Origin of the sequence: Flavobacterium sp. CF108 (assembly GCF_900129795.1) — a bacterium.
Lineage (GTDB): Bacteria > Bacteroidota > Bacteroidia > Flavobacteriales > Flavobacteriaceae > Flavobacterium.
Genome location: NZ_FQWW01000005.1, coordinates 188,988 through 212,131, shown reverse-complemented (window position 1 = coordinate 212,131; position 23,144 = coordinate 188,988). Strand labels below are relative to the sequence as shown.

Below are 23,144 nucleotides of genomic sequence, written 5' to 3'. Positions count from 1 at the left end.
CTTAATAATACAATCTAAAATCAAGTAATTTGCAAAGCGCATAATGTTTTTGGTACAAATCTTCTACCACTTCCGTAAGATCATCGTTTTCCTGATACAAACTAAAAAATGCTTTGTCGATTGTACTGCAGCTGGCGATTTTATTATAAGTTGATCCGTAACCCGAAATGGCACGCGCGCCGGTAATATCCAGAAAGTATTGCGCTTCTTCGTTGTTGAGGTCGAGTCTTTTTTTATTGGCAAAATGAATAATTTTTCCTTTCATCTTTCCTTCAAAAAGTTCAGCTATTTCTTCGAGGCTGTAATAATAATCATGAAGACAAATGTTGTTTTCCTGCCCCGGCATTACAAGATAAATGATTTCATAATCCTTAAAATTATGATCGTCATAAAGCAGGGTATTCAAGCTTTCCTCCAAACCTTCAATCGTATCGCAGGCTTTATAAATACTTGCAATTCCCTGGTCAATAGCAATTTCTTCCAGATTTTTAACCACATCAGTAGTTATAACGGTATCTACGTCCTGTACGCCTTCAAGGCAGAAAATAAATTTTTCATTATCCATACAAATGTCTTTTCGGTTCTTGGGGAAACTGCTTTTGACAAATATATTTTTTTATATGGAAAAACCGCTATTTGATTGGGATTTTAACGTGGTTTTTAGAATTAGAAGAAATACATTAAATAGAAAAAGTTTTTAAATGTATTTTTGCTGACTGAAAATCCAAATTAAACATGATCAAAATTAATCAAAACCAATCTTTTACCATCGACGATATATTATTCTCTTTTGCTCTTGAATCTGAAGCGGCAGAAGTTTTTAAAAACTACAATACATTGATTACAGGAATTGGAAAAGTTAATGCAGCGTATGAATTGTCTAAAGCTATTCAAAATAAAAAGCCTTCATTAATAGTTAATTTAGGATCTGCTGGAAGCAGCTTTTTCCAAAAAGGAGACGTTATCTGCTGTACTAAATTTGTACAAAGAGATATGGATGTTCAGGGATTAGGTTATGCACAATATGAAACGCCATTATCTGGACTGCCTACAGTTTTGGAATATGGTTTGAAAATGGATAACCTGAAAGAAGGAATTTGCGGAACTGGCGATAATTTTGAAATGGGACATTGCTCAGATGCCTATAATGTTGTAGATATGGAAGGCTATGTTTTAGCCATGATTGCAATGAAAGAGAATATTCCGTTTTTATGTCTCAAATACATTTCTGATGGTGCCGATGATAATGCTGCCGAAGACTGGTTTGTTCAGGTGCATAAAGCAGCCGTAGCTTACGGTAAGATTTTGGGATTGAATAATGAAGAGACTTTAGTATAGTTTTAAATTAAAGATTAGTCTTTTTAAAAATGCAAAGTTGTTGATTGTTTAATGTAGCTCATTACAAAAGAACTCTGAACCTTACTAATATTTGGAATCGTCGAAAGCTTTTGAATAAAAACATTAAAAGCCTCGGGGTCTTTGACTACAACTTTTAATATGTAGTCGAAAATTCCTCCCGTAACATATCCTTCTACAACTTCATCGAGTGCAGCAACTTGTCGGGAAAACTCTTCTACGAACTCTAAACGCTGGCTGATTAATGAAACATTGATAATTACGGTGAAGTTTAAGCCTACTTTCTTTGGATCAACAATAGCAACGTAATCTTTAATATAACCTTCATTTTCCAGTTTTTTTATCCGGTCGTATACAGAAGTACGGGACATGTTTAATCTTTCTGTTAAGTCAGTAATGTCAAATCTTGCATTTTTTTGAAGGATTCGAAGTAATTCAATTTCTTGTTTGCTTAATTCTTGCATTGGATTTTTTCCAGTTAAATTATAAAAAATAATCTAATTTAGAACAAAATTCGAAATTATAAATACTTTAAAGGAATTAATACATATTTATTTGTAAAATATATATCATTGTTCTGTAATTAATACTTTTGTCAGGACAAAACAAAATTTTACTTTAAAAATGAATAAATATATTATCATCGTAGCATTGGGTGCATTAAGTTTTGGAATGCTTTCTTCTTTTGCTAAAATTGCCTACGGACAAGGTTATACACCTGGTGAAATAACATTGGCACAAGCTTTTTTCGGAACATTAATTTTATGGACAATTGTATTTTTTAGAAAAATAAAAAATGGACAGAAGCTGCAGTTAAACTGGAAATTACTTTTGGCCGGAACTTCAATGGGATCTTCAGCTTATACATATTATCTTTCGGTAGCTTATATTCCTGCATCTTTAGCAATAGTTTTATTAATGCAGATTACCTGGCTTAGTATTTTAATTGAATGGATATTTTTCAAAAAGAAACCAAGTGCAGTAGAAATTTTTTCAGCAGTTTTTATAATTTTCGGAACTGTTTTGGCTGGCAACCTTATGGATTTAAAGAATTTGAATATTTCGATTACAGGAGTTCTACTAAGTTTGTTATCAGCAATACTTTACACACTTTATATTGTTTTTACAAGTAAAATTGGAAAAGAAACGCCTATGTTTGAGAAAAGTGCTCTAATGACAAGCGGTTCGGCGATGATTATTTTTCTAATTAATTATGAGTCAATTACAACAAGTACACATTTAGATTTCGGGTTATTGCAATGGGGAACTTTTTTAGCAGTATTTGGAACTGTAATTCCGCCAATTTGTTTTACAGTCGGAATGCCAAAAATTGGTGTCGGATTAAGTTCTGTATTATTAACTTTAGAGCTGCCTGCGGCGGTTTTTTGTGCACATATTATTTTGGGTGAAAAAGTATCTTTTATGCAAATCATAGGTATTGCAATAATGCTTGGTGCAATTGTGTATCTTAATATATCCAAAGCAAAAAAAGAAAAAGCAATTCAAAAACAAACTATCACATGTTGATTGATATAAACGGAAGTAATCTTTATGTTGAGTTTCATAATAATTTTGAAAATCGACCAGTAATTGTCTTTTTGCATGATTCTTTAGGCTGTGTTGAACTCTGGAGAGATTTTCCAAAGCAGCTTGCCGAAATTTCTAAATGTAATGTTTTAATCTATGATCGTTTGGGTTATGGAAAATCTGATTCGATGAACACTTATATCAGACCCGTAAATTATTTAGAGTTAGAAGCCGATATTTTAAATGATTTACTAGAAACTCTAAAAATAGAAAATGCTGTTTTGTTTGGACACAGCGATGGAGGCTCAATTGCATTAATCGCAGCCAGTAAATATAAAAACAGAGTTAAAGCATTAATCTGCGAAGCTGCACATATTTTTGTTGAAGATATTACGCTGCAGGGAATTCGGGAAGCTGTTCATACTTATGAAACTACAAATCTGCCTTTAAGGCTTGGGAAATACCATGGCAAAAAAACAGAAACAATATTTAAGGCTTGGACAGAAACCTGGCTTCGAAATGATTTTAGAGATTGGAATATTGAATATTTACTGCCAAAAATCGATTCGCCTCTTTTATTTATTCAGGGTGAAAGTGATGAATATGGAACTTTAGAGCAGGTCAATAAAACTATAAATTTGGCAGGCGGAAAATCTGAGAAATATATTATTCCTGAGACTGGACACACACCGCATAAAGAAGCAGCAGAATTGGTTATAAACAAAGTCACATTATTTATTAAAAACAGCTATTAAGCCGCTTTTTTCACACATTGTTTTTGTTCTAAAAGCTTAATCTGCTCCACTGAACAAAGAATTTGTTCCCTAAGATCATTTCTATAGACTTCAATCAAATAATGAAAAGTCATTTCTTTCATTGCAGATTTTTTGATAAGCCCTTTTTTAAAATCTAATTTTCTTTCTAATACAATAGCCCTGTAAGATCTCCCGCTTAAAGTTGTGTAGGATACATCTTGTCCTTTTTCAAAATTCATTGCTTTAGCTTTTTTGATTCTTTTAATTTTATTCGCTAATACAGTAGTCTCAATTTTATCAAAAAAAGAATTGAAAAATAATCTTAAGGGGGTTATAAAAATTTTTCATAACTGTTAGTGCAATGTATAAATATTCAAAAATTTTGGACCAGGTATTTATACCTGTTTTTAAACTTTAACTCATTTATTTTGAGCGAGATAATTATTAAGAAAAGCTTTGTTATTGTTAGCTTTAGCCTGAAAATTTGATACAATTTAGAACAGTGATTTTCAACTCTTCTCGATGCCAAATTCCTAATTTTGAAATGATGAAATTTCATTCCAAAAACAAAAAAACGTCAAAATGGTACACGAAAGAGTGATGGAGAAACTGGCTATTTTAGCCGATGCAGCAAAATATGATGTTTCGTGTTCGTCCAGTGGCAGTAAGCGAGAAAATAAAGGCAAAGGACTTGGCGATGCAATGGGAAAAGGAATCTGCCATGCGTATACCGAAGACGGTCGCTGTGTTTCGCTGCTTAAAATTTTACTGACCAATCATTGTATTTTCAACTGTGCGTATTGCGTGAGCAGAAAAAGCAATGATGTAAAACGCGCTGCTTTCACTGTTCAGGAAGTGGTGGATTTGACGATTGGTTTTTACCGAAGAAATTATATCGAAGGTTTGTTTTTGAGTTCGGGTATTTTTGATAATCCCGATTATACAATGGAACGTTTGGTGAGAATCGTAAAGAAACTTCGGTTAGAAGAAAACTTTAATGGATACATTCATTTAAAAGCGATTCCGGGCGCGAGCGACGAATTACTAAAAGAAGCAGGACTTTATGCAGATCGTTTAAGTGTAAATGTCGAAATGCCAACAGAACAAAGTCTTAAACTATTGGCTCCCGATAAAAATCATATTGATGTGATTAAACCAATGGAATATCTCAAAAATGAAATTGTTGGTTATAAAGAAGAAAAAAAGCTAAACTACAAAGCGCCGCTTTTTGCTCCGGCGGGCCAAAGTACGCAAATGGTAATTGGTGCAACCAAAGAAAATGACATGGAAATTCTAGGAATGGCCAATTATTTCTACGAACAAATGAACATGAAACGTGTTTATTATTCCGGATATGTGCCAATAAGTTATGACAATCGGCTTCCGGCAATTGGTACGCCTGTTCCCATGATTCGGGAAAATCGATTGTATCAGGCCGATTGGCTACTTCGCTTTTACGGATTTAATGTCAATGAAATTGTAGGTTTCGATCAGCCGAATCTTGATTTGGATATTGATCCAAAACTAGGCTGGGCTTTGCGAAATCTGAATCAATTTCCAGTTGATATCAATACCGCCGATTTAGAATTGATTCTCCGAATTCCCGGAATTGGAGTTTCAAGCGCGCATAAAATTGTCTCCGCGAGAAAATTTAAAAGATTGCAACCCGAAGATTTACAGAAATTAGGAATCGCTTACAGCAGGTCAAAATACTTTTTGGCTTTTGCTTCGCCTTTTCAATTACAGCGGGATTTAACTTCTATTCAAATAAAAGATCATATTTTGAATACACAGAAAAGCAAATACAAAAATGATTTCTCAAATCAGCTTTCTTTATTTTAAACGAAATGACACAAATAATTTACGATAGTACTTTTGAAGGCTGGCTTTCGGCTGTATTTGAAATTTACGAACTTAAACTCGATGATATTGTTTTTGCTAAAAGCGAAGTCTCAAATGCGTTGCTTTTTTCGAATAAACATTTGGTAACAACAGATTTAGTAAAAGCAAAACGGGTTTTAAACGGATTAAAACAAAAGCTTTCAAAAGAAGGTTTTGCAAATATTTACAGAGCATTTTTATCTGAAATTGATAAAATTGACGAAACCTTATTTCAATACGTAAAATATATTTTTTCGAGTTCCATAAATGTGGAAAGGGATTTATCTAATTTACCAGTTTTAGAAGTTAGAAAAGCCGCTCATTTAACGGGAAGAGAAAGCCACCGAATGGAAGCGTTTGTCAGGTTTAAATTGACCAAAGACAATTTGTATTACGCAATTGTCGAACCCGACTGCGATGTTTTGCCTTTGATAGAAAGTCATTTTAAAAACCGTTATGCCGATCAACGCTGGTTAATTTATGATGCCAAACGCAAATACGGCATTTATTATGATCTCGAAAATACAACATCGGTACAATTGGAGTTTAATGCTGATACCAATTCCTCTAAATTTTTAGCCGAAATATGCGACGACAACGAGGAGTTTTTTCAGAATTTATGGCGCCGTTATTTCAGCAGCGTCAATATCGAATCCAGAAAAAATACCAAACTGCATTTACAGCATATGCCAAAACGTTATTGGAAAAATTTGACGGAGAAAATTCCGAATTTAAAAAGATAATAATTTGGACGAATTTAATCTTCTAAAGGCAAAACTATCTTACAATCCATAAACGAAATTTCCGGATTCCATTGAATCGTCCAGTCGCACATTTGTTTTAAAACCGGAAGAAAAGATTTTCCTTTTTCTGTTAAGGAATATTCTACTCTTGGCGGTACTTCTCCAAATTTCTGTCTCAAAATAAAACCATCCTCTTCAAGTTCACGAAGCTGATCGGTTAATACTTTTCTCGAAACACCTTCCATAAAGAAAAGTAGTTTTCCAAAACGCACACTTTTATTAGCCAATAAGTATAGGATAAGAGGCTTCCATTTAGTGCCAATTATATTTATGGTGTGAAGCATTGAGCAAGAATCTTTGTTCTCAAGTAGTTTTCGTGCCATAAGTTACTTTTTAGTTACCGCAATTTTTCTTAAATCAATTTACATTAGTTGCAAATATAAACTATTGATAGTTTATTTGTAGAACTATTGGAAACAAAAGTAGTTAAGAAATAGTAATAAGCCATTTTTCTGCAGAAAAAACGACTGAAAAACATGAAAAATTATGGAGACAAATAATGAAGAAATGGTCAAAGGATTAACAACATCCGAAATAGAATCAATCAAAACCTTTTATGCGCTTTGGGGAACAAAACAGCCGGAATTATTAGATAAAATCTGTACGCCGGACTGGAAAGATATGCCGCTTTTACCCAATCAGGCAGCAGGTCCAAAAGGTTTACAAGATATTATTAAAGGTTTTACAACTGATTTTCCCGATATCGAAATCAATATTTTAGAAATTTTCGGAACGCATGAACGTGCGGCGGTAAGAGCTGAAATTGTATTTACACATAATAAAGAATTGATAGGTATACCGGCAACGAGCAAAAAAGTGTCGGTCGCAATACATGAATTTCATTATTTAAAAGATGGAAAAATAACACATACCTGGCATTTAGAAGACTGGTTTGGTTTACTAATGCAAAGCGGCGGATTTAAACCCAATAATTAATTTAAGATAAAAACGAAATGAACAAGTTATATAAAACAGCTGTAATAACAGGAATTAGCAGCGGAATAGGTTTAGCATTGACTAAAAAATTACTAACTGAAAATTTTAATGTAATAGGAACAACAAGGTCAGGAAAGTTAGATGATTTTTCGCATTCGAATTTAAAAGTAATTCCATTAGAAGCGACAAATCAGGAAAGTAGAGAGAACGCTATTAAAGAAATTTTAGCCATTACAAAAGATATTGATTTACTGGTAAATAACGCTGGAATTGCTCCCGATGCTTTTTCAAATCAACCTGATTTTGATTCCTTTACCGAAACCATTAATACAAATGTGACGAGTGTAATTTTCTTTACAGAATCATTATTAAAAAATATTAAAACGGGCGGAAAAATTGCTTTTATTTCAAGCAGTATGGGATTATTAAAAAATGCAGCTCCAAACGGAACAGCTTATCGATTATCAAAAAATGCGATCAATATGTATGCAGCAATGTTGGCAACCAGAGTAATTGATGAAGAAATTACTGTAACACCAATTCATCCGGGCTGGGTCCAAACTAAATTAGGAGGAAACCAAGCGCCATTTACTACACAAGATTCTGCAGACGGAATTTATAATGCCATTCTTTTAAACACAGCATCAGGTAAATTTTGGGATATTACCATTCCTGGTTTAGATTAATTATTCTGAGTTTTAAAACTATAAAGCCCTTAAACAAATCAATGTTTAAGGGTTTTGTTTTTCTGAGTTAAGACTTTATAGTAATTGTAATTTCTTTTCTTTTTTTCTGTTTATAAGCGAAGGCTGTTCAAAATAAGAGGTTAGTTCTAAGGAATAAATGACGCTGGTAATTTTCCATTTGCCGTCTCTTTTTATTAGAGTTAAATATTTACCTCCAAAATTGGTCATTTTATTATCGGCCCAAAAACTATAATCCATTGTTACGGCGGCGACAGTTCCATCTTCAATAATATGAATGTTGTTAAATTTATCTTCGGTAGATTGGTGGCGGAATAAACTTCTCATAAAACCTTTATAACTTCCGGAAAAATAATTCGATCGGGCTTTTTCTTTTCCGTTTGTTTCTATTTCTTTATTTTGTGATTTATCCATAAGCGCAGCGCACCAAGTAACAGTTCCGTCATTAAATAAATCGTAAAACGCGATAGAATCTCTTTTAATCACGCTTTCGCTGTACTTTTCTATAATGACATTTATTTCTTTTTTGTTATCTGTTTTTTGCTGTGCGTTTGTATTTTGAATTAGAATCAAACAACCAAAAATCAATGGTTTTATATGTTTCATTTTTCTAATTTTATACGATTATGAATCAGTTTGTATTCAATAGTTAATCCTTCATAACCGTACGCATCAGCTTTCATTTCTTCGATTGCCGTATAACTTACGGGATGAATCCCACCTAATCGAAGTGCCAACGCCTTGTGAACAGCATCGATATAATTGGCTTTATCGTTTTTTAGATTAGTAGAATCGGAAATTTTAATCGTAAGATGAAAACTTTTTGTTTGTAAATCTCCCAGCGATTCAGAATTAATAAACCAAAAATTCTCTGGAACAAATGATACCGTTACAACCGTAACTTCGGGTTTTTTATTCAGCACCTTTTTGGTAAGGCCGCTAATAATTACCGCTAATTCTTTTGCTAAAGCAGCATCTTCCTTGCCGCTGACTTTTAAACTTATAATAGGCATACTTCAAATATTTAATAATTAATGAAGTACAAAGCTCATTATAACAGCAGACTTATTTATTGATGTATGTTAAGAGTTTTATTCGGCTTAAAGACTCCGGTTTAATTCCTAAATAGGAGGCAATATGGTATTGCGGTACTTTTTGCTCAATTTCGGGATAAAGCTTTCTGATCATTTCTAATCTTTCGGCAGCAGAATTTTTTAGGAAAGATGTTTCTCTTTTACATTTTCTGATGAAATAATTATCAGAGATGTATTTAGCAAGTTTTAAATAATTAGGGTCTTTTTCGATCAACGAATGAAACTGCTTATGTGTGATGTAATATAATTCAACATCGGTTAAAGCTTCTATATTACAGTTTGTTGGCATTTGTGTTAAAAAACTCGTATATGCACTGGCAAAACTATTTTCGAGATAAAAATCGTTATTAAATTCTCCGTCATTATTTTGCACATACGATCTCAAGGTTCCCGAAATCACGATAGCAATAAAATCACAAACAGAACCTTCCTGAATTAAATGTTGTTTTTTCCTGAGGGTTTTAAGATGCAATTCTTTTAAGAATTCTTCAAAATGATCGGAACTTAATCCTAAGGTTTCGGTGAAAATAGCGCGTAGTGATTCCATTACTAATTGGTATAGAATAATCTGGGTAAAGATAAAGTAATCTCACTTTAGTGCTGATTGAATAAAAGAAAAATTTGTTACTTACTCTTCTTCAAAGCATCCAGCAATTCCACCATATCAACCACGCCATAAGTAGACGAATAATCAGAAACAGCATAAGGTAATATCAAACTATTATTGTGAATAATAGCCCCGCAGGAATACACCACATTCGGAACATAACCTTCGCGTTCGTCTTCAAGCGGAGAAAGCAAAGGCTCGCTAAGTCTTCCAATTTCTTTTGACGGATCATCAAGATCAAAAAGTGACGCGCCAATGCAATAACGGCGCATTGTACCAACACCGTGCGTAATAACAAGCCAGCCTTCTTCTGTCCAAAGCGGAGAACCGCAATTTCCTATTTGGGTAAGTTCCCAGGTGTAACGCGGCTGCTGTAATAAAACGGGATTGTTCCATTGCGTTGCGCGGTTCGAATACATAATGTAATTGTTTACACCGTCGATTCGGGCAAGCATGGCATATTTTCCTTTTATTTTTCTTGGAAACAAAGCGAGGTTTTTATTTTGGGCGCCTTCTCCGTGTAAAGGCATTACTCTAAAAGAATAAAAGTCTTCTGTAGAAATCAGTTTTGGTAAAATAGCATGACCATTGTAGGCAGTATAAGTTGCCATTACACGAACAGAATCATCATCATCCGTAAAACGGACAAAACGCGCATCTTCAATTCCGCGGCTTTCAGAGTCGGATATTGGGAAAATAACACGTTCGGTAATATCAGAATCGTGTTTGAATTGCAAATCATAAAATGAATTGGCTAACCAAAGAATTTCTTCGAGCGCAACTCTTCTTTCCTGAAGAATTATCGGATCGCTTAAAGCCGTAGTCAGTAAATTTTTAAGAATAGCAAACTCAAATTCATCCGGCAAACCCTGCATGATTTGATCGATATATTTGTCCTGCGTATGCATTTCGATCAGCTTAGTCAAAAAGCGCTCTTTATTGAATAAAGTTTTATGTTCAATTTCAGCCTTGTCAATATGATGGCCAATTTTCATGATCTGCAAATTGTTGTCTCTGTCCAGAATTCCTCGTCTAAAAACAATAGATGAAATATGGCCTTCGCCCGTAGCACGAAAAGAAATAATAACTCGTTTTTCGCCAACTTCTAAACCCGACTGATCAAAATCTTCTACAATGGAGGGATTAAAAATGGCTGCAGATTCTATCGCATATTCCATAGTACAATAAGAACCAATAAGCATTTTTCGATTCAAAGACATCGCTTCATAATCGACCTGCATGGCTTCGATAATAGGCCTGATTTTTTCGCAGTGTCTAAAAAATATAGCCGAAATATTGCGATGACGTCTGGCAAATTCACGAAGCGTCTGCTCTAAAGTTTCCAACACTTGTTTTTCATCCAATGTCATAATCCGAAGTACCATTTGCTGGGTTCGTTCATAACCGTTCATAAAATATCGGGCAACAACTCTTCTGGAATCTGGGGTGAATTTTATACTTTTTCGGACTACTGATACTCGCATAGTTTTGTTTTTTTAGTACAATGAGTAAGTGGATTTTCTAGTGTTAGAAAAATTACTTCGGGTATAATTTGTTTTGAAAAATCTAGAAATAAACCGCATAAATACGGTGGTATTAGTTCTAATTCTATAACAAGTTAATGATTTTGGTAACTAAAAAAAACTTTTTTATGAACTATTTGGCTGTGTTTTCTTTCTCTATTTATTTTAAAAGGATATCAGAGTTCAAAGTTTAAACTACAGATGGCTCTCTGTATTGCTCTATAAAAGCATTTAGTGCTTTAGAATGGAGTTCTTCATTTCGGTAAACTAATAAAGTTGTCATTGTGTTCAACTCTTTGCTTACCGGAAAAGTTTTTATATTCCTGCCGCTGTAATACGTATTAATTACTTCTTCTGGGAGAATGCTGATTCCTAAACCTGCTTCAACAAAATTGATAATTCCTTCAATTGAATTAAGCACGGTGCTTTTGTAGCGCGTGATTCCTTTTGAACTTAACCAGGTTTCAAGTCTGGATCTAAAAACACAGCCTTTTTCAAAAACTACAATTTTTAAAGGATCTTCGTTAAGAATATCTTCCAATTTATTTGTTCCAGATGGAGAAAGTATAAGCAGCTTTTCGTTGCGCACGACTACTTGTTCCAGTTCGGGAATATTTATTGGCGCTATAACAAACGCAGCATCCAATTTATAATTTAATACATCATGAACAAGTGTCGATAATGCTGCCGAATGAAACTCAAGTTCAACCGCAGGATAATTTTCGCTAAAACTATTAATAATATCAGGCGCTTTTAATGCCATCGTAGTTTCAATACAGCCAATACGTACCGTTCCTCCAATCTGATCTGAATTCTGAATATCATTTTTTGCGTCATTCAACAGATTTCCTATTTTCTTGGCATATTTTAATAATGTTTCGCCGGCTTCCGTAAGTACAACTTTGCGGGAAACTCTTTTGAAAAGTTCGGTTTCAAATTCTTCTTCCAGACTTTTTATGCGCGCCGTAACATTCGATTGTACGGTAAAAGTAGCTTCTGCAGCTTTTGTAAAGCTTCCGAGTGTTGCGGCAGCTTCAAATATTTTAAGATCATTACTATTCATAACATCATTATTAGTGATTAATATGATCACAACATATCATATTTAGATATCAAAAATACAAAGTAAATTTGTGTCAAACAATTGAAAATATGAAAAACACAATTAAGTCTGCAGTGCTAATATTGACTTTAACAGCGCTGCCCGGAATAGATGCAAATGCACAAGAAAAATCTTCTGCAGCAAAAAGTAATACTGAAATTCAGGCAGTACATTTTAATACCACAAAGGTAGACGGCCTGAATATTTTTTATCGTGAAGCGGGCCCAAAAGATGCGCCAGTTGTATTATTGCTTCATGGATATCCAACTTCATCGCATATGTATAGAAACCTGATTCCTATTTTAAGTAAAAAATACCGTGTGATTGCTCCAGATTTACCTGGATTTGGTTATTCTGATGCGCCAGATCATACGCAGTTTGCCTACACTTTTGATAATTTGGCTAAAACAATGCAGGGCTTTATCGATCAGCTTGGTTTAAAACGTTTTGCGATTTATGTATTTGATTACGGAGCGCCAACGGGTTTTAGACTTGCTTTGGCAAATCCGGAAAAAATTACGGGAATCATCTCTCAAAACGGAAATGCGTATGAAGAAGGTTTAAGCAGCGAATGGAATCCAATTCAGAAATATTGGAAAGAGCCAACACAAGCCAATCGTGACGCACTTAATATTTTTGTTTCTAAAGAAGTTACCCAGTTTCAATACTTTCACGGAGTAGCGGATAAAAGTCTTATTGCTCCAGAAACTTATATACTGGATCAGCACTTTTTAGATCGTCTGGGAAATATTGAAATTCAGCTTGATCTTGTAAAAGATTACAGAACTAATGTGGCACTTTATCCAAAATTTCAGGAATATTTTAGAACTAAAAAACCAATGATTCTGGCTGTTTGGGGAGATAAAGATCCTTATTTTTTACCTGCCGGAGCAAAAGCGTATAAAAAAGACAATCCAAATGCTGAGGTAAAATTTTATGATACCGGACATTTTGCGCTTGAAACACATGTAAACGAAATAGGAAATGATATTTTAAAATTTCTTGCTAAACTTCCTAAATAAGACGAAAACTTTTTAGTCTTAATAAAAAAACAGCCCCAACTAGGGGCTGTTTTTTTATTGTTAAATCTAAAGATATCGCAGTTTTTCTTCTTCAATATCCAGATAATGCATCTGCCTGCGAATAATAGATTCATCTAAAGTCTGGTCTTCTTTATTTCTATTGATGAGCCATTGTCTCTGCTGATTTAATAAATCAAGATAAATATGTTTAAGATCCTGACTTATCGATTCATCATCGATTCCTTTAATATGCTGTTCCCATTTTTGAATAAGATGCTGCAATGAAGTGTTATTTTCTACCTGACCGTCATAATTCGTTTTTAAATAGTGTAAAGCAAATTCAGCTAATTCTTGTCGTATTTGATGATAAGCTTCTTCACGAGGTACATCATAGATATTAGGGAGTTTAATTTTTCGGATAAAATAAGGAAGCGTTAATCCCTGAATTAATAAAGTCAAAAGAATAACTATAAAAGTGATAAATAAAATAAGATTTCGCTGCGGAAACCCATTGCCATTATTCAAATAAACGGGTATAGATAATGCCGCTGCCAATGATACAACGCCACGCATTCCCGTCCAGCCGAGAATAAAAGGCGTTTTGTAACCGGGATGTCTTCTGTCGGCAACTGTGATAAAATTTCGGGCAATTAAGGTGACAATTACCGCACCGTAAGAAGATATCATTCGGCTTACAATTAAAACAACCGTAATTAGTACGCCATATCCAATTGCTGTTAAAAGACTTACACCTTCAAGTCCTTTTGTAATTTGGGGTAAATCTAAACCAATCAGCATAAAGACCAATCCGTTTAAAATAAAACAAAGACTTTCCCAAACATTTACGCCTTGTATCCGCGATCTGCTGCTCAAAAAACGATGTCGGTTATTAGACAAAAGCAATCCGCAGCTTACAACTGCTAAGACTCCTGAACTATGAACTTCTTCAGCCGCCAGATAAATAATGTATGGCGTTAATAAGGACAGCACAATATCGGCATTAGCATCTGTTGGCAGGTATTTGTGCGCTTTCATAAAAAGCCAGCCAATTAATAAACCAATGGCAACGCCGCCAAAAATCATCCAGCTAAAACTAATTGCTGCTTTATAAAATATAAACTGCTCGGTCGCTACGGCAATCATCGCAAATCTGAAAATAATCAGGGACGAAGCATCATTCAATAAACTTTCGCCTTCTAATATGGACGAAATGGTTTTGGGTACCTTAACAAATTTTAAAATCGCTCCGGCACTTACGGCATCCGGCGGTGAAACAATTCCGCCCAAAACAAAACCTAGCGCTAATGAAAATCCGGGAATAATATAATTAGCCACTAATGCGACTGAAAGGGCCGAGATAAAAACGACAATAAAAGCAAAACTTGTAATAATTCGCCGCCAGCGCCACAACTCTTTCCATGAAATTGTCCACGCTGCTTCGTATAATAGAGGAGGAAGGAAAATAAAAAAGATAAGTTCCGGCTCAATATTTATAGCGGGAATGCCCGGAATAAAACTGATCACCAATCCTGCCAATACTAAAAGTACAGGATAAGCTACTTTTATTTTATTGCCCAGCATAATGAGCAATAAAATGATAATTAAAAGACCGAGATAAAATGGAAAGTCGTCCAGCATTCGTTTAGTTTAGGTTTCTATATTCAATTGGTGTGTAACCGGTATTCTTTTTAAACATTCGGTTGAAATGCTGCGGATATTTAAACCCTAATTCTGAGGCAATCTGACTAACTGATTTTTCTGCATCGAAAATTCGTTCTTTGGCCAGATTTATCAACTTAAGATGAATGTGTTCCTGAGCCGATTTCCCTGTTTCTTTTTTGATTAAATCTCCAAAATAATTAGAAGAAAGATGCAAATGATCTGCAAAATAGCCAACAGAAGGCAGTCCTGAATCTTGTGCCATTTCTGATTGAAAATAATCGTTTAACAAATTCTCAAATTTTGATAAAATATCAGAATTGATGTTTTCGCGGGTTATAAACTGTCTGTCATAAAAACGCACGCAATGATTTAAAAGCAAATCAATTGTATTGCTTATAATATTTTTGCTGTGTTTATCAATAGACTGGCTTAATTCATATTCTAATTTACTAAATAAATCTTTTATGATTTGCTGTTCTTTTAACGATAAATGAAGCGCTTCATGCGAATCATAAGAAAAAAACGAATATTGATTTATATTTTTAGCCAGAGCAGTTCCCTTTATCAAATCAGGATGAAAAAGTAAGGTCAAACCTGTCGATTTATAATTGTCTGTATTATTAACCTCAAGCACTTGTCCGGGTGCTACAAAAACCATTGTACCATCATCGTAGTCGTAATTATTACGTCCGTATTTTAATTCGCCGCAATGACCTGCTTTTAAAAATACAGCATAAAAACCGAAGTGCAGGCGCGTATTATTGGGTAATGCGTTACTATTAGAATTATCAAAAACACTAATTAAAGGATGCTGCGTTTCAACACCTTTTAACTGATTGTACTGTGTAACTTGTTCTAGTTTTAATTGGTCCATGATCTATTTAAAAAAAATATCTACACAAATATACTATTCAGATTCTTAATAACTTAGCGTGATTATTCAAATCAGTAAAAATGGTAATAATAGCAGTAATCTGTATTATATACGACTGGTTTTATTAAAGGAAATTTGTACTGTTAAAAATAACAATAAACTTTTATATAAATAAAATCATGGAAAAGAGAATATTAGGAACACAAGGATTAGAGGTTTCTGCATTAGGATTGGGCTGTATGGGATTAAGCTTTGCTTACGGTACAGCGATAGATAAAGAACATGGGATAAAATTAATTAGAGAAGCATACGAACAGGGAATTACTTTTTTTGATACTGCTGAAGCTTATGGTATTGCCAATGAAGAACTGGTAGGAGAGGCTCTGGCCCCGTTTCGAAAAGATGTTGTTATTGCAACCAAATTTGGTTTTAAAGGCGGACAGGCTTTTAACGGACAAGACAGCAGACCAGAAAATATCAGGGCTGTTGCCGAAGAATCTTTAAGACGTTTAAAAACGGATGTTATTGATTTGTTTTACCAGCATAGAGTCGATCAAAATGTGCCGATTGAAGATGTTGCTGGAACGGTTAAAGATTTGATCCAAGAAGGAAAAGTAAAATACTTTGGAATGTCTGAAGCAGGTGCAGCATCAATTAGAAAAGCACATGCCGTTCAACCGGTATCTGCTTTACAAAGTGAATATTCTATTTGGTGGAGAGAACCAGAATTAGAAGTTTTACCGGTATTAGAAGAATTAGGAATTGGTTTTGTACCGTTTAGTCCGTTGGGAAGAGGGTTTTTAACTGGAGCAATAACTGAAAGCACCAGTTTTGAAGCTACAGATTTTAGAAATAATTTACCTCGTTTTAGTGAAGAAAACCGAAAAGCGAATCAAAAGTTAGTTGATTTATTATCTGTAATTGCTTCTCAAAAACAGGCAACTCCTGCACAAATCGCATTGGGCTGGCTTTTGGCACAAAAACCTTGGATTGCTCCAATTCCGGGAACAACAAAATCACACCGATTAACAGAAAACATTGGCGGAGCTTCCATTAATTTATCTGTAGATGATGTGAAAAAAATTGATGATGCTTTTGCTCAAACTACCATTCAGGGAGATCGTTATCCTGCTCAGTTGCAGCAAACAGTAGGGAAATAATCATTTAAAAACATAAAAGTGCTAAATTGAAAAATTTAGCACTTTTAAATAACTAACAACCATGAACTAAAAAAAGTATTACATTTTTGTAAGCGACAGGTTAAAACTTACATTTACTTTATCTGCAACTTTTTTAGAAACCAGTTTTGGAATTTCAATATCAAAGTCTTCTGCTTTTGCCTCAAAACTTCCTGTTACTGTAATCTTATCATCAGATTTTGAAATTTTGGCATTTGCAGTAATTTTTTTTGTTTTTCCGTGCAGCGTTAAATCTCCCGAAATTTTAACTGCTTTAGCTGTTGATGAAAGTTTTGAAGCATCAAAATCTTCGATTTTTCCTTTAAATGATGCTTTTGGAAACTTATCCGATTCTACATAATTTTCATTAAAATGTTCTTCCATTAAGGCCACTTTAAACCGAAATCCTTTCATAAGTGTTAACACTGCAATATCTCCCGTTCCTGAATCTAAAATGGCTGATGTGTTTTTGTTTTCTGCAGCAACTTCCTCAAAAGAAGCAACAGAAGCTTCAAACTTTAAGTTTCCTGTTTTTGTCGCATATTTTTGTGCCGAAACATGAAATATTCCAACAAATAAAAATAGCAGTATAATTTGTTTTTTCATTTTCTATTGATTTAATTTTCACTTTCTAATAATCCATCCGTATTCCATTGCAGAATTGTATTTATTTTATCCTGAGGCATTCTGCCTCCTTTTGGCATTTGTCCAGAAGCTCCGTTTGGACGCTGGATTCTGTCTAATAAATCTGTATTTAATACGGCGTTTTTAACTTGCGCATAAGTTACTAAAGGTGTAAAACTTGCTTCACCACTTGGGCTGTGGCAGGCAATGCAGTTTGCATCAATAATAGATTTAACATTAGCATTGTAAGTAACTTTGCCTACTATTACAACCGGGTCTTCCTGCAGACTTTCATAAGTGTTCGATTCACAGCCGTATAAGGATAATATAATACCAGATAAGAAGATATATTTTTTCATATTGTATACTTTTTAAAAAACTCTATATAAATTAAATCCAAAGAAAAAATCGCCTTTTCCCCAATCGCCGGCTGCATTTGTCAAATAACCGCTTTCAGTCATAGATTGCGAATTCGTAAAAATTAATTGAAAAACGTGGCCACCGGTTTCTATGTCCAGGCCAACAGATAATGGATTGTTATAAAAAGAAGGTTTATTGAAATTCGCACCGTATTCAAGATTTAGAGAAAGTCTTTTGGTTAATTTTAATCTTCCGCCGGCGCTTAACGTAAATTGATCATCGTTTTCATTATCCGGATTGTATAAGTTTTTATGGATGAATGAAGGTGCCAGTTCCAGAGATAATCTATTAGAGAATTTTCTTGAAATCAAAAGCTGATTGATATACGTTAATCGGTCAGAAAACCCAATTTTAGGATAATCGTCTTTTTTTAATCCGCTGTTAATATCGATTGTATTGTAGCCCACAATGTCAAACGGAAATTCGTCGTTTTGTCTGGCAAGTCGATATTTAACCGATGTTTCGTAAATTTTTAGCAAAGTATGGCGTGATGCGCTTACAGAAAGCCAATCGGTTACACCATAAATCCCACCAATTTTTGTAGTGGCATCATCAAAACCAAAAAATTCAGAGATTCCGCCTTTTACCGAACCAAATCGATGCGATATAACAATATAGAGCTCTTTTTTGGCCGCTAGTTTTGTCGATTGCAGTGTAATAATCTGCAGCGCTTTAAAAGTGGCAGTTGCGTTTTTATCAACTACTTGTGTCGAGTCCAGACTGTTAAGTAAATCTTCTTGAGCATTAGCATATAAGCAGATTAAAAAGCTGGCAATTAAGAATATTTTTTTCATATTTAGTGTTGTTGTATACTGCATTGATCTAATTTTACGACTCCGAATAAATCATCATAACCTATACATCTTCCTTTTATATTGATTTGTTTATTCATGTAATTTGTTTTTACTATTTCATTCATTTTACAAAATGCTTTTCCGTCAATTACCATCGAAGAATCAGTAACTTCTGTAGCTGTTCCTTCAATTTCAATTGTTTTATTTAAGTATTTTGAATCTGCCAGCGAAGCATTTTTCGCATACTGGCTTTCTAAATTTTTAGCAGAAATAGTAACTATTGATTTTTCATTATTGATGTCCCTGGCATCTTTGTAAATAATGTTTTGATAGATGTAATAGGGGCCAAAACTTATTACTAACAACACTACCAAAATTGTGATTTTTCTTTTTGTACTCATGTCAATTTTATTATTTTAAATTTTACAGCAGTGTATCAGAATTTCTTTTTATTATTTCAAATTAGTTCAATTTCAATTGGATTAATTTGAAATTAAATGTCCATTATAAACACAATTAAAGAATGTTAAGGTTCTTATATCGCAAGCGGTATGTCTTTTACAGGAACCGGCCAAACACCAGGAGCAGGGAAACTGATTCCTTTGTTAGCGCCTCTTACGTTTGCATCTTGTCCAAAATAATACAAAGGCCAGCCGTTGTAAACCAATTGTGATTTTCCAAATACGGTAATAACAGAAAATTTAGATTTGTCAAGAACAGAAGGAACTACAATTTTGTCTGTTTCATATATCGGCCAGACTGCATTGTTTGAAAAATCTGCATTTGTGAAATTATTTTTCTTGAAATTATCATTTTTAAAAGTATACAGTGTAATTCCTTTAGCATCAGTAAAGTATGTTGTAACACCATCTCCAACCGTATAATCTGATTTGTAGTTTTTACCGTCATGCCCAACAAGCTGGCTTCTTACAATCATGATAGAATAATCTGGTTTTGCAATAAACCAAATACCGCCAATTCCGTCTCCTCCTGTTTTTCCGGCAGCTTCTGGTGTATTGGTTACGTTTCCATATCCATCATCTCCAGAACTTGGTGAGTAATAGTATAAAGGCCATCCTTTGTAAGTAACTTGTTTTTGTGTACCAACACTAACAGTTCCAAAATCTGATAATGATAATCCTGCACCCAATTTATCTGCAGTTAAATTATCTACAAAAAATGGAGGCCAAACTTTTAGACAGTCACCAGTACAAGATACTTGTCCATTTGCATCTGTTGAGAAAAAATATAGAGATCTTCCGTCTTTATCTACAAGGTAAGAGCCTAATGTAGTACTTGCAGCAAGGCTAACAGCTTTTTTGACTTCTGGAGTTGGAGGATTATTATTTCCACCATTGTCCCCACTGTCTCCACTGTCACTACTGCAGCTTAAAAAGAAGGTTGTAATTACAAGAGCTGCAGCGAATTTAAGTTGTTTTAGTTTCATTGTTTTTAATTTAAGTTATTTCGAAAAAGAAATAAAAAACTTTACAGAAATAGTAAAGTGATTTGTTTTAATGATTGTACATCAAGATGCTGCTCATGTTTTTAATGAATCTCGTTCAATAAATTGTTTACTGCTACGAACTGTCATAAAAAATATAACCTTGATGGTACGGTATCAAGTTTTTTAAGAGAATCATTTTTTACTCTTTTGATAGATTCAATAGTAAAACAGTTTTGATAAAGATTACCCTACCAAAAAAATGATGTTTTTGTGAAAAAAAATGAAAAGAAGTACAGGATTTTTTAGAATCCCTGTCTGAATAAAGTTAAAATGAAACCCTAAAACTCATGTTTGGAGTTCTTTGCAGTGAAAAAGTTTCGACTTCTTCTATAGAATTTGTCAGCGAACTTATTCTGTAATATTCGCTGATTTCATTTTTTCTGTTTAGGATATTTAAAATAGAAATACCTAATTTGTATTGAATGCCATTGGCAGTTTCCCATTTGTAGGTTGAGGAAAAGTTAACCTGCGAAAAAATATGCACGTTGCTGCTGTTGGGTCTGTTATAAACCAATATAGGATTTGAATGGTCAATTTGAGAATTATCAGGCGGAGTTTTTGGTCTGCCCGAAGTCCATTTTGTTCCCAAAGCAATTTTAAAATTGTTTTTCTCATAAATTCCTGCCCATGATGCGGTATGCATTAGCTCAAAATTGTTAGGAAAAATTGGGTATTCGTAAGTAGAAAATTTATAATTATTATGATTATACGTATAGCTTAACCAAGTCAAAAAATGGTTCATTTTTTTTTGAATAAGCATTTCTGTTCCCCATACTTCATAGTCGCCGGTAATTTTAACAAACTCTAACTGGTTTTGAAAACCCTGGCTGGAAGTTGTAATTCCGACTACTTTTTTATAAAAATTTTCAATATCAAAAAGCCAGCTATTTTTTGTATAAGATAAGTTTAAAGATATTTGTCTGCTTTTTTGGATAGGGATTGTTGTGTTATTAGAGATAGTCCAGCGCCTTTTTTCAATTCCAAAATAATCTTTTTGTAAATTAATGATTTGTTGTGAATTTTGGCTTTTTAGTTCGCCCAGCAGTTCTGCATTTAGACTTTTGGTTATACCATAGCTAAACTGCATTCGCGGCTCTACAATATATTTTTTAAATTTTTCAATATAATTAATACGGGTTCCTGCCGTAAAATATATTCTGGAAATTGTATCGTTGTATTTTCCTTCTAAAATTAAGGCATGGGTTCTCAGTACTTCTTTCACTCTGCGATAAAAATCAGGATTAGTTACCTGCTCTAGGTTAGTAACGCCAATTTCGTTAAATTGATACCCATCGTTAAAGGTAAATTTAGGGTTAATGATATGGTTGTTCTCTAAATTAAAACCATTATTATATACAGTATTTTCCTGAACAACAATTTGATCTTCAAGGGTCGTTCTTTGATTGGCGCGAAGTTCGTAAGCTGAGTTATAGATGTTAATTTTAGTTGTATTGAAGCTGTTCCAGTTTCTTTTCCATGCTAAATTCCCGCCATAATTCTGCTGGCGTAAAATATTATTTTCAGATCTGTTTATGTCATTTAAAGTTGCACTTTGAAAAACTTCCAGGTTGTCTTTAATCGTAATAAGATCTAATACTATTTGGTCTTTAGTTCCTATTTTCTGAACATATTTTAGTGTAGCATCGTAAAAACCAAATTTCTTGTCACTTTGATAATCGACATTTTGTTTATTTGAAAAATCAGTAATTGTAGTGTTTTGAAATACTTTATCGAAATATTCTTTATACGTAGGTGTTTCTACAAAATCAGTAATCGATTTACGTGCCGAAATTTCGATATAACTTTTTTTCGAAAGATTGTATTTTCCATAAATATCAGCATTAATCATATTGATTCCTGCGCTAAACGAGTTTTTTTCAGCCGTTTCAGGAGTAGACGAAATAGCCACAACGCTGGAAACACTTTCTCCGTAAAAAGCAGAACTTCCGTTTTTATAAATAGAAATAGTATGTGCCAAATTAGGATTGAATGCCGATATTAAACCAAAAAAATGTCCCGTTTGAAACATTCGTATACCATTCCATAAAAATAAATTCTGGTCGTGTGTACCGCCGCGAACGTTAATGCTCGAAACGCTTTCATCAATACTGTTTACACCCGGAATTTGCTGCATAGTTTGCAAAGCATCGGGTTCGATAAGCCCGGGAAGAATACCAAATTTCTTAGGTTTAATTTCAAATGATCCATCTTTGCTTTTTGAAATCCCCGAAGCCAGAATGGCGTTGGTTTTAATTTCCTGAAGCTGCGTGATTTCCGGTTCTAAAAATAGTTGAAGACAATCTTTAGAGTCGGTATTGTCTGCGGTCATTTTTTTAGTTTCAAACCCTACGTGGCTGATTAAAAATATGTTTTTGTCTTCTTTTTTAAATTCAAAATAACCGTTTGCATCCGATGAAACCTGAGTTTTATTAGAGAGACTAATATTAGCGTTTTCAATTGGTTTTTTATCCGTATTAGAATAAACATAACCACATATTAGTGATTCTTCATTTTCTTTTTTATAAACATTAATGAATTTATTGCTTATGTTTTCAAAAGATAAATGGGTTTTTTGAGCCAGATATTCCAGTTTTTCTGTTAAAGAAAGTGATTTTTTTGGTGGAACTAATTCCAGTCCGGCGATATTATCCTCAGTATAATTAAAGCTAACCTGATGCTGTTGTTCAATCTCAATTATTATTTTTTTAAAAGGCACAAGTTTCCCTTTGTCCTGAGCAAAAACGTTTAGGACAAGGAAAAATAGACAAAACAAAA

At 33.8% G+C, this 23,144-nt stretch carries 26 protein-coding genes; 9 read left to right on the top strand and 17 right to left on the bottom strand.

The genetic code is table 11. The features are described 5' to 3' along the window. Position 1 precedes the first annotated feature (1 nt). Complete coding sequence (locus BUE10_RS15115; protein WP_073486453.1) at positions 2-565, bottom strand: DUF6642 family protein; 564 nt, start codon at positions 563-565, stop codon at positions 2-4. 170 nt (positions 566-735) lie between these two features. On the opposite strand from BUE10_RS15115, the gene BUE10_RS15110 reads away from it, so the two are divergent. Beyond that, entirely contained in the window at positions 736-1,338 is a 603-nt protein-coding gene (locus BUE10_RS15110) for a 5'-methylthioadenosine/S-adenosylhomocysteine nucleosidase family protein (protein WP_073486451.1), read from the top strand. 23 nt (positions 1,339-1,361) lie between these two features. Here BUE10_RS15110 and BUE10_RS15105 read toward each other — a convergent pair whose 3' ends face one another. Further along, positions 1,362-1,820: an Lrp/AsnC family transcriptional regulator gene (locus tag BUE10_RS15105; RefSeq protein WP_073486449.1), complete on the bottom strand. Its 459-nt coding sequence runs from the start codon at positions 1,818-1,820 to the stop codon at positions 1,362-1,364. Between the two features lie 160 nt (positions 1,821-1,980). On the opposite strand from BUE10_RS15105, the gene BUE10_RS15100 reads away from it, so the two are divergent. Together BUE10_RS15100 and BUE10_RS15095 are read left to right on the top strand one after the other, a co-directional pair. Beyond that, positions 1,981-2,883, top strand: a complete 903-nt coding sequence (locus BUE10_RS15100; protein ID WP_073486447.1) for an EamA family transporter — start codon at positions 1,981-1,983, stop codon at positions 2,881-2,883. Next, complete coding sequence (locus tag BUE10_RS15095) at positions 2,877-3,638, top strand: alpha/beta fold hydrolase (protein ID WP_073486445.1); 762 nt, start codon at positions 2,877-2,879, stop codon at positions 3,636-3,638. The genes BUE10_RS15100 and BUE10_RS15095 overlap by 7 nt, the downstream gene beginning before the upstream one ends. Here the strand turns inward: BUE10_RS15095 and BUE10_RS15090 are convergent. Then, on the bottom strand, positions 3,635-3,877 hold the full coding sequence (locus BUE10_RS15090) for a hypothetical protein (protein WP_073486443.1): 243 nt from the start codon (positions 3,875-3,877) through the stop codon (positions 3,635-3,637). The two genes, BUE10_RS15095 and BUE10_RS15090, sit on opposite strands and share 4 nt — an antisense overlap. A 343-nt stretch (positions 3,878-4,220) precedes the next feature. On the opposite strand from BUE10_RS15090, the gene BUE10_RS15085 reads away from it, so the two are divergent. Both BUE10_RS15085 and BUE10_RS15080 read left to right on the top strand, forming a co-directional pair. Further along, positions 4,221-5,480 (top strand): putative DNA modification/repair radical SAM protein, encoded by a 1,260-nt coding sequence (locus BUE10_RS15085; protein WP_073486441.1) that lies wholly within the window; start codon positions 4,221-4,223, stop codon positions 5,478-5,480. Positions 5,481-5,485: 5 nt separating this feature from the next. Next, on the top strand, positions 5,486-6,262 hold the full coding sequence (locus BUE10_RS15080; protein WP_073486439.1) for a TIGR03915 family putative DNA repair protein: 777 nt from the start codon (positions 5,486-5,488) through the stop codon (positions 6,260-6,262). 14 nt (positions 6,263-6,276) lie between these two features. On the opposite strand, the gene BUE10_RS15075 is transcribed toward BUE10_RS15080, so the two are convergent. After that, positions 6,277-6,645 (bottom strand): winged helix-turn-helix transcriptional regulator, encoded by a 369-nt coding sequence (locus BUE10_RS15075; RefSeq protein ID WP_053472352.1) that lies wholly within the window; start codon positions 6,643-6,645, stop codon positions 6,277-6,279. A gap of 163 nt (positions 6,646-6,808) precedes the next feature. Here BUE10_RS15075 and BUE10_RS15070 point away from each other — a divergent pair, with 163 nt between their 5' ends. Together BUE10_RS15070 and BUE10_RS15065 are read left to right on the top strand one after the other, a co-directional pair. Further along, complete coding sequence (locus BUE10_RS15070) at positions 6,809-7,258, top strand: ester cyclase (RefSeq protein ID WP_073486437.1); 450 nt, start codon at positions 6,809-6,811, stop codon at positions 7,256-7,258. Positions 7,259-7,275: 17 nt separating this feature from the next. After that, positions 7,276-7,944 (top strand): SDR family NAD(P)-dependent oxidoreductase, encoded by a 669-nt coding sequence (locus tag BUE10_RS15065; protein WP_073486435.1) that lies wholly within the window; start codon positions 7,276-7,278, stop codon positions 7,942-7,944. A gap of 75 nt (positions 7,945-8,019) precedes the next feature. On the opposite strand, the gene BUE10_RS15060 is transcribed toward BUE10_RS15065, so the two are convergent. From BUE10_RS15060 to BUE10_RS15040, 5 genes are all read right to left on the bottom strand, one after another. Continuing rightward, positions 8,020-8,568 carry a Cif family virulence factor gene (locus BUE10_RS15060; RefSeq protein ID WP_073486434.1) on the bottom strand — a complete coding sequence of 183 codons (549 nt, stop codon included), beginning with the start codon at positions 8,566-8,568 and terminating at the stop codon, positions 8,020-8,022. After that, complete coding sequence (locus BUE10_RS15055; protein WP_073486432.1) at positions 8,565-8,975, bottom strand: tautomerase family protein; 411 nt, start codon at positions 8,973-8,975, stop codon at positions 8,565-8,567. Before BUE10_RS15055 ends, BUE10_RS15060 begins: the two co-directional genes overlap by 4 nt. A gap of 52 nt (positions 8,976-9,027) precedes the next feature. Then, positions 9,028-9,603, bottom strand: coding sequence for a Crp/Fnr family transcriptional regulator (locus BUE10_RS15050; RefSeq protein ID WP_073486430.1), 576 nt, complete (start codon positions 9,601-9,603; stop codon positions 9,028-9,030). Positions 9,604-9,680: 77 nt separating this feature from the next. Further along, entirely contained in the window at positions 9,681-11,147 is a 1,467-nt protein-coding gene (locus BUE10_RS15045; protein WP_073486428.1) for a glycoside hydrolase family 130 protein, read from the bottom strand. A 229-nt stretch (positions 11,148-11,376) separates the two neighbouring features. Beyond that, on the bottom strand, positions 11,377-12,279 hold the full coding sequence (locus tag BUE10_RS15040; RefSeq protein ID WP_234984751.1) for a LysR family transcriptional regulator: 903 nt from the start codon (positions 12,277-12,279) through the stop codon (positions 11,377-11,379). Positions 12,280-12,338: 59 nt separating this feature from the next. Between BUE10_RS15040 and BUE10_RS15035 the strand changes: the two genes are divergently transcribed. After that, positions 12,339-13,310 carry an alpha/beta fold hydrolase gene (locus BUE10_RS15035; RefSeq protein WP_083598109.1) on the top strand — a complete coding sequence of 324 codons (972 nt, stop codon included), beginning with the start codon at positions 12,339-12,341 and terminating at the stop codon, positions 13,308-13,310. A 66-nt stretch (positions 13,311-13,376) separates the two neighbouring features. Here BUE10_RS15035 and BUE10_RS15030 read toward each other — a convergent pair whose 3' ends face one another. Both BUE10_RS15030 and BUE10_RS15025 read right to left on the bottom strand, forming a co-directional pair. After that, positions 13,377-14,948, bottom strand: coding sequence for a Na+/H+ antiporter (locus BUE10_RS15030; protein WP_073486426.1), 1,572 nt, complete (start codon positions 14,946-14,948; stop codon positions 13,377-13,379). A 4-nt stretch (positions 14,949-14,952) separates the two neighbouring features. Next, positions 14,953-15,846 (bottom strand): helix-turn-helix domain-containing protein, encoded by an 894-nt coding sequence (locus BUE10_RS15025; RefSeq protein ID WP_073486424.1) that lies wholly within the window; start codon positions 15,844-15,846, stop codon positions 14,953-14,955. Between the two features lie 179 nt (positions 15,847-16,025). Here BUE10_RS15025 and BUE10_RS15020 point away from each other — a divergent pair, with 179 nt between their 5' ends. Next, complete coding sequence (locus BUE10_RS15020; RefSeq protein ID WP_073486422.1) at positions 16,026-17,006, top strand: aldo/keto reductase; 981 nt, start codon at positions 16,026-16,028, stop codon at positions 17,004-17,006. A gap of 78 nt (positions 17,007-17,084) precedes the next feature. Here the strand turns inward: BUE10_RS15020 and BUE10_RS15015 are convergent, their stop codons facing one another. The 6 genes from BUE10_RS15015 to BUE10_RS14990 form a co-directional block, all read right to left on the bottom strand. Continuing rightward, positions 17,085-17,630 (bottom strand): YceI family protein, encoded by a 546-nt coding sequence (locus BUE10_RS15015; protein WP_073486420.1) that lies wholly within the window; start codon positions 17,628-17,630, stop codon positions 17,085-17,087. Positions 17,631-17,641: 11 nt separating this feature from the next. Next, positions 17,642-18,007: a hypothetical protein gene (locus BUE10_RS15010; RefSeq protein WP_073486418.1), complete on the bottom strand. Its 366-nt coding sequence runs from the start codon at positions 18,005-18,007 to the stop codon at positions 17,642-17,644. A 12-nt stretch (positions 18,008-18,019) separates the two neighbouring features. Continuing rightward, positions 18,020-18,862 (bottom strand): DUF5777 family beta-barrel protein, encoded by an 843-nt coding sequence (locus BUE10_RS15005; protein WP_073486877.1) that lies wholly within the window; start codon positions 18,860-18,862, stop codon positions 18,020-18,022. A gap of 2 nt (positions 18,863-18,864) precedes the next feature. After that, entirely contained in the window at positions 18,865-19,263 is a 399-nt protein-coding gene (locus BUE10_RS15000; RefSeq protein WP_073486416.1) for an OB-fold protein, read from the bottom strand. Positions 19,264-19,397: 134 nt separating this feature from the next. Beyond that, positions 19,398-20,309, bottom strand: coding sequence for a COG4315 family predicted lipoprotein (locus tag BUE10_RS14995; RefSeq protein ID WP_073486414.1), 912 nt, complete (start codon positions 20,307-20,309; stop codon positions 19,398-19,400). Positions 20,310-20,634: 325 nt separating this feature from the next. Then, positions 20,635-23,142 carry a TonB-dependent receptor gene (locus tag BUE10_RS14990; protein ID WP_234984750.1) on the bottom strand — a complete coding sequence of 836 codons (2,508 nt, stop codon included), beginning with the start codon at positions 23,140-23,142 and terminating at the stop codon, positions 20,635-20,637. Between the last annotated feature and the right edge of the window lie 2 nt (positions 23,143-23,144).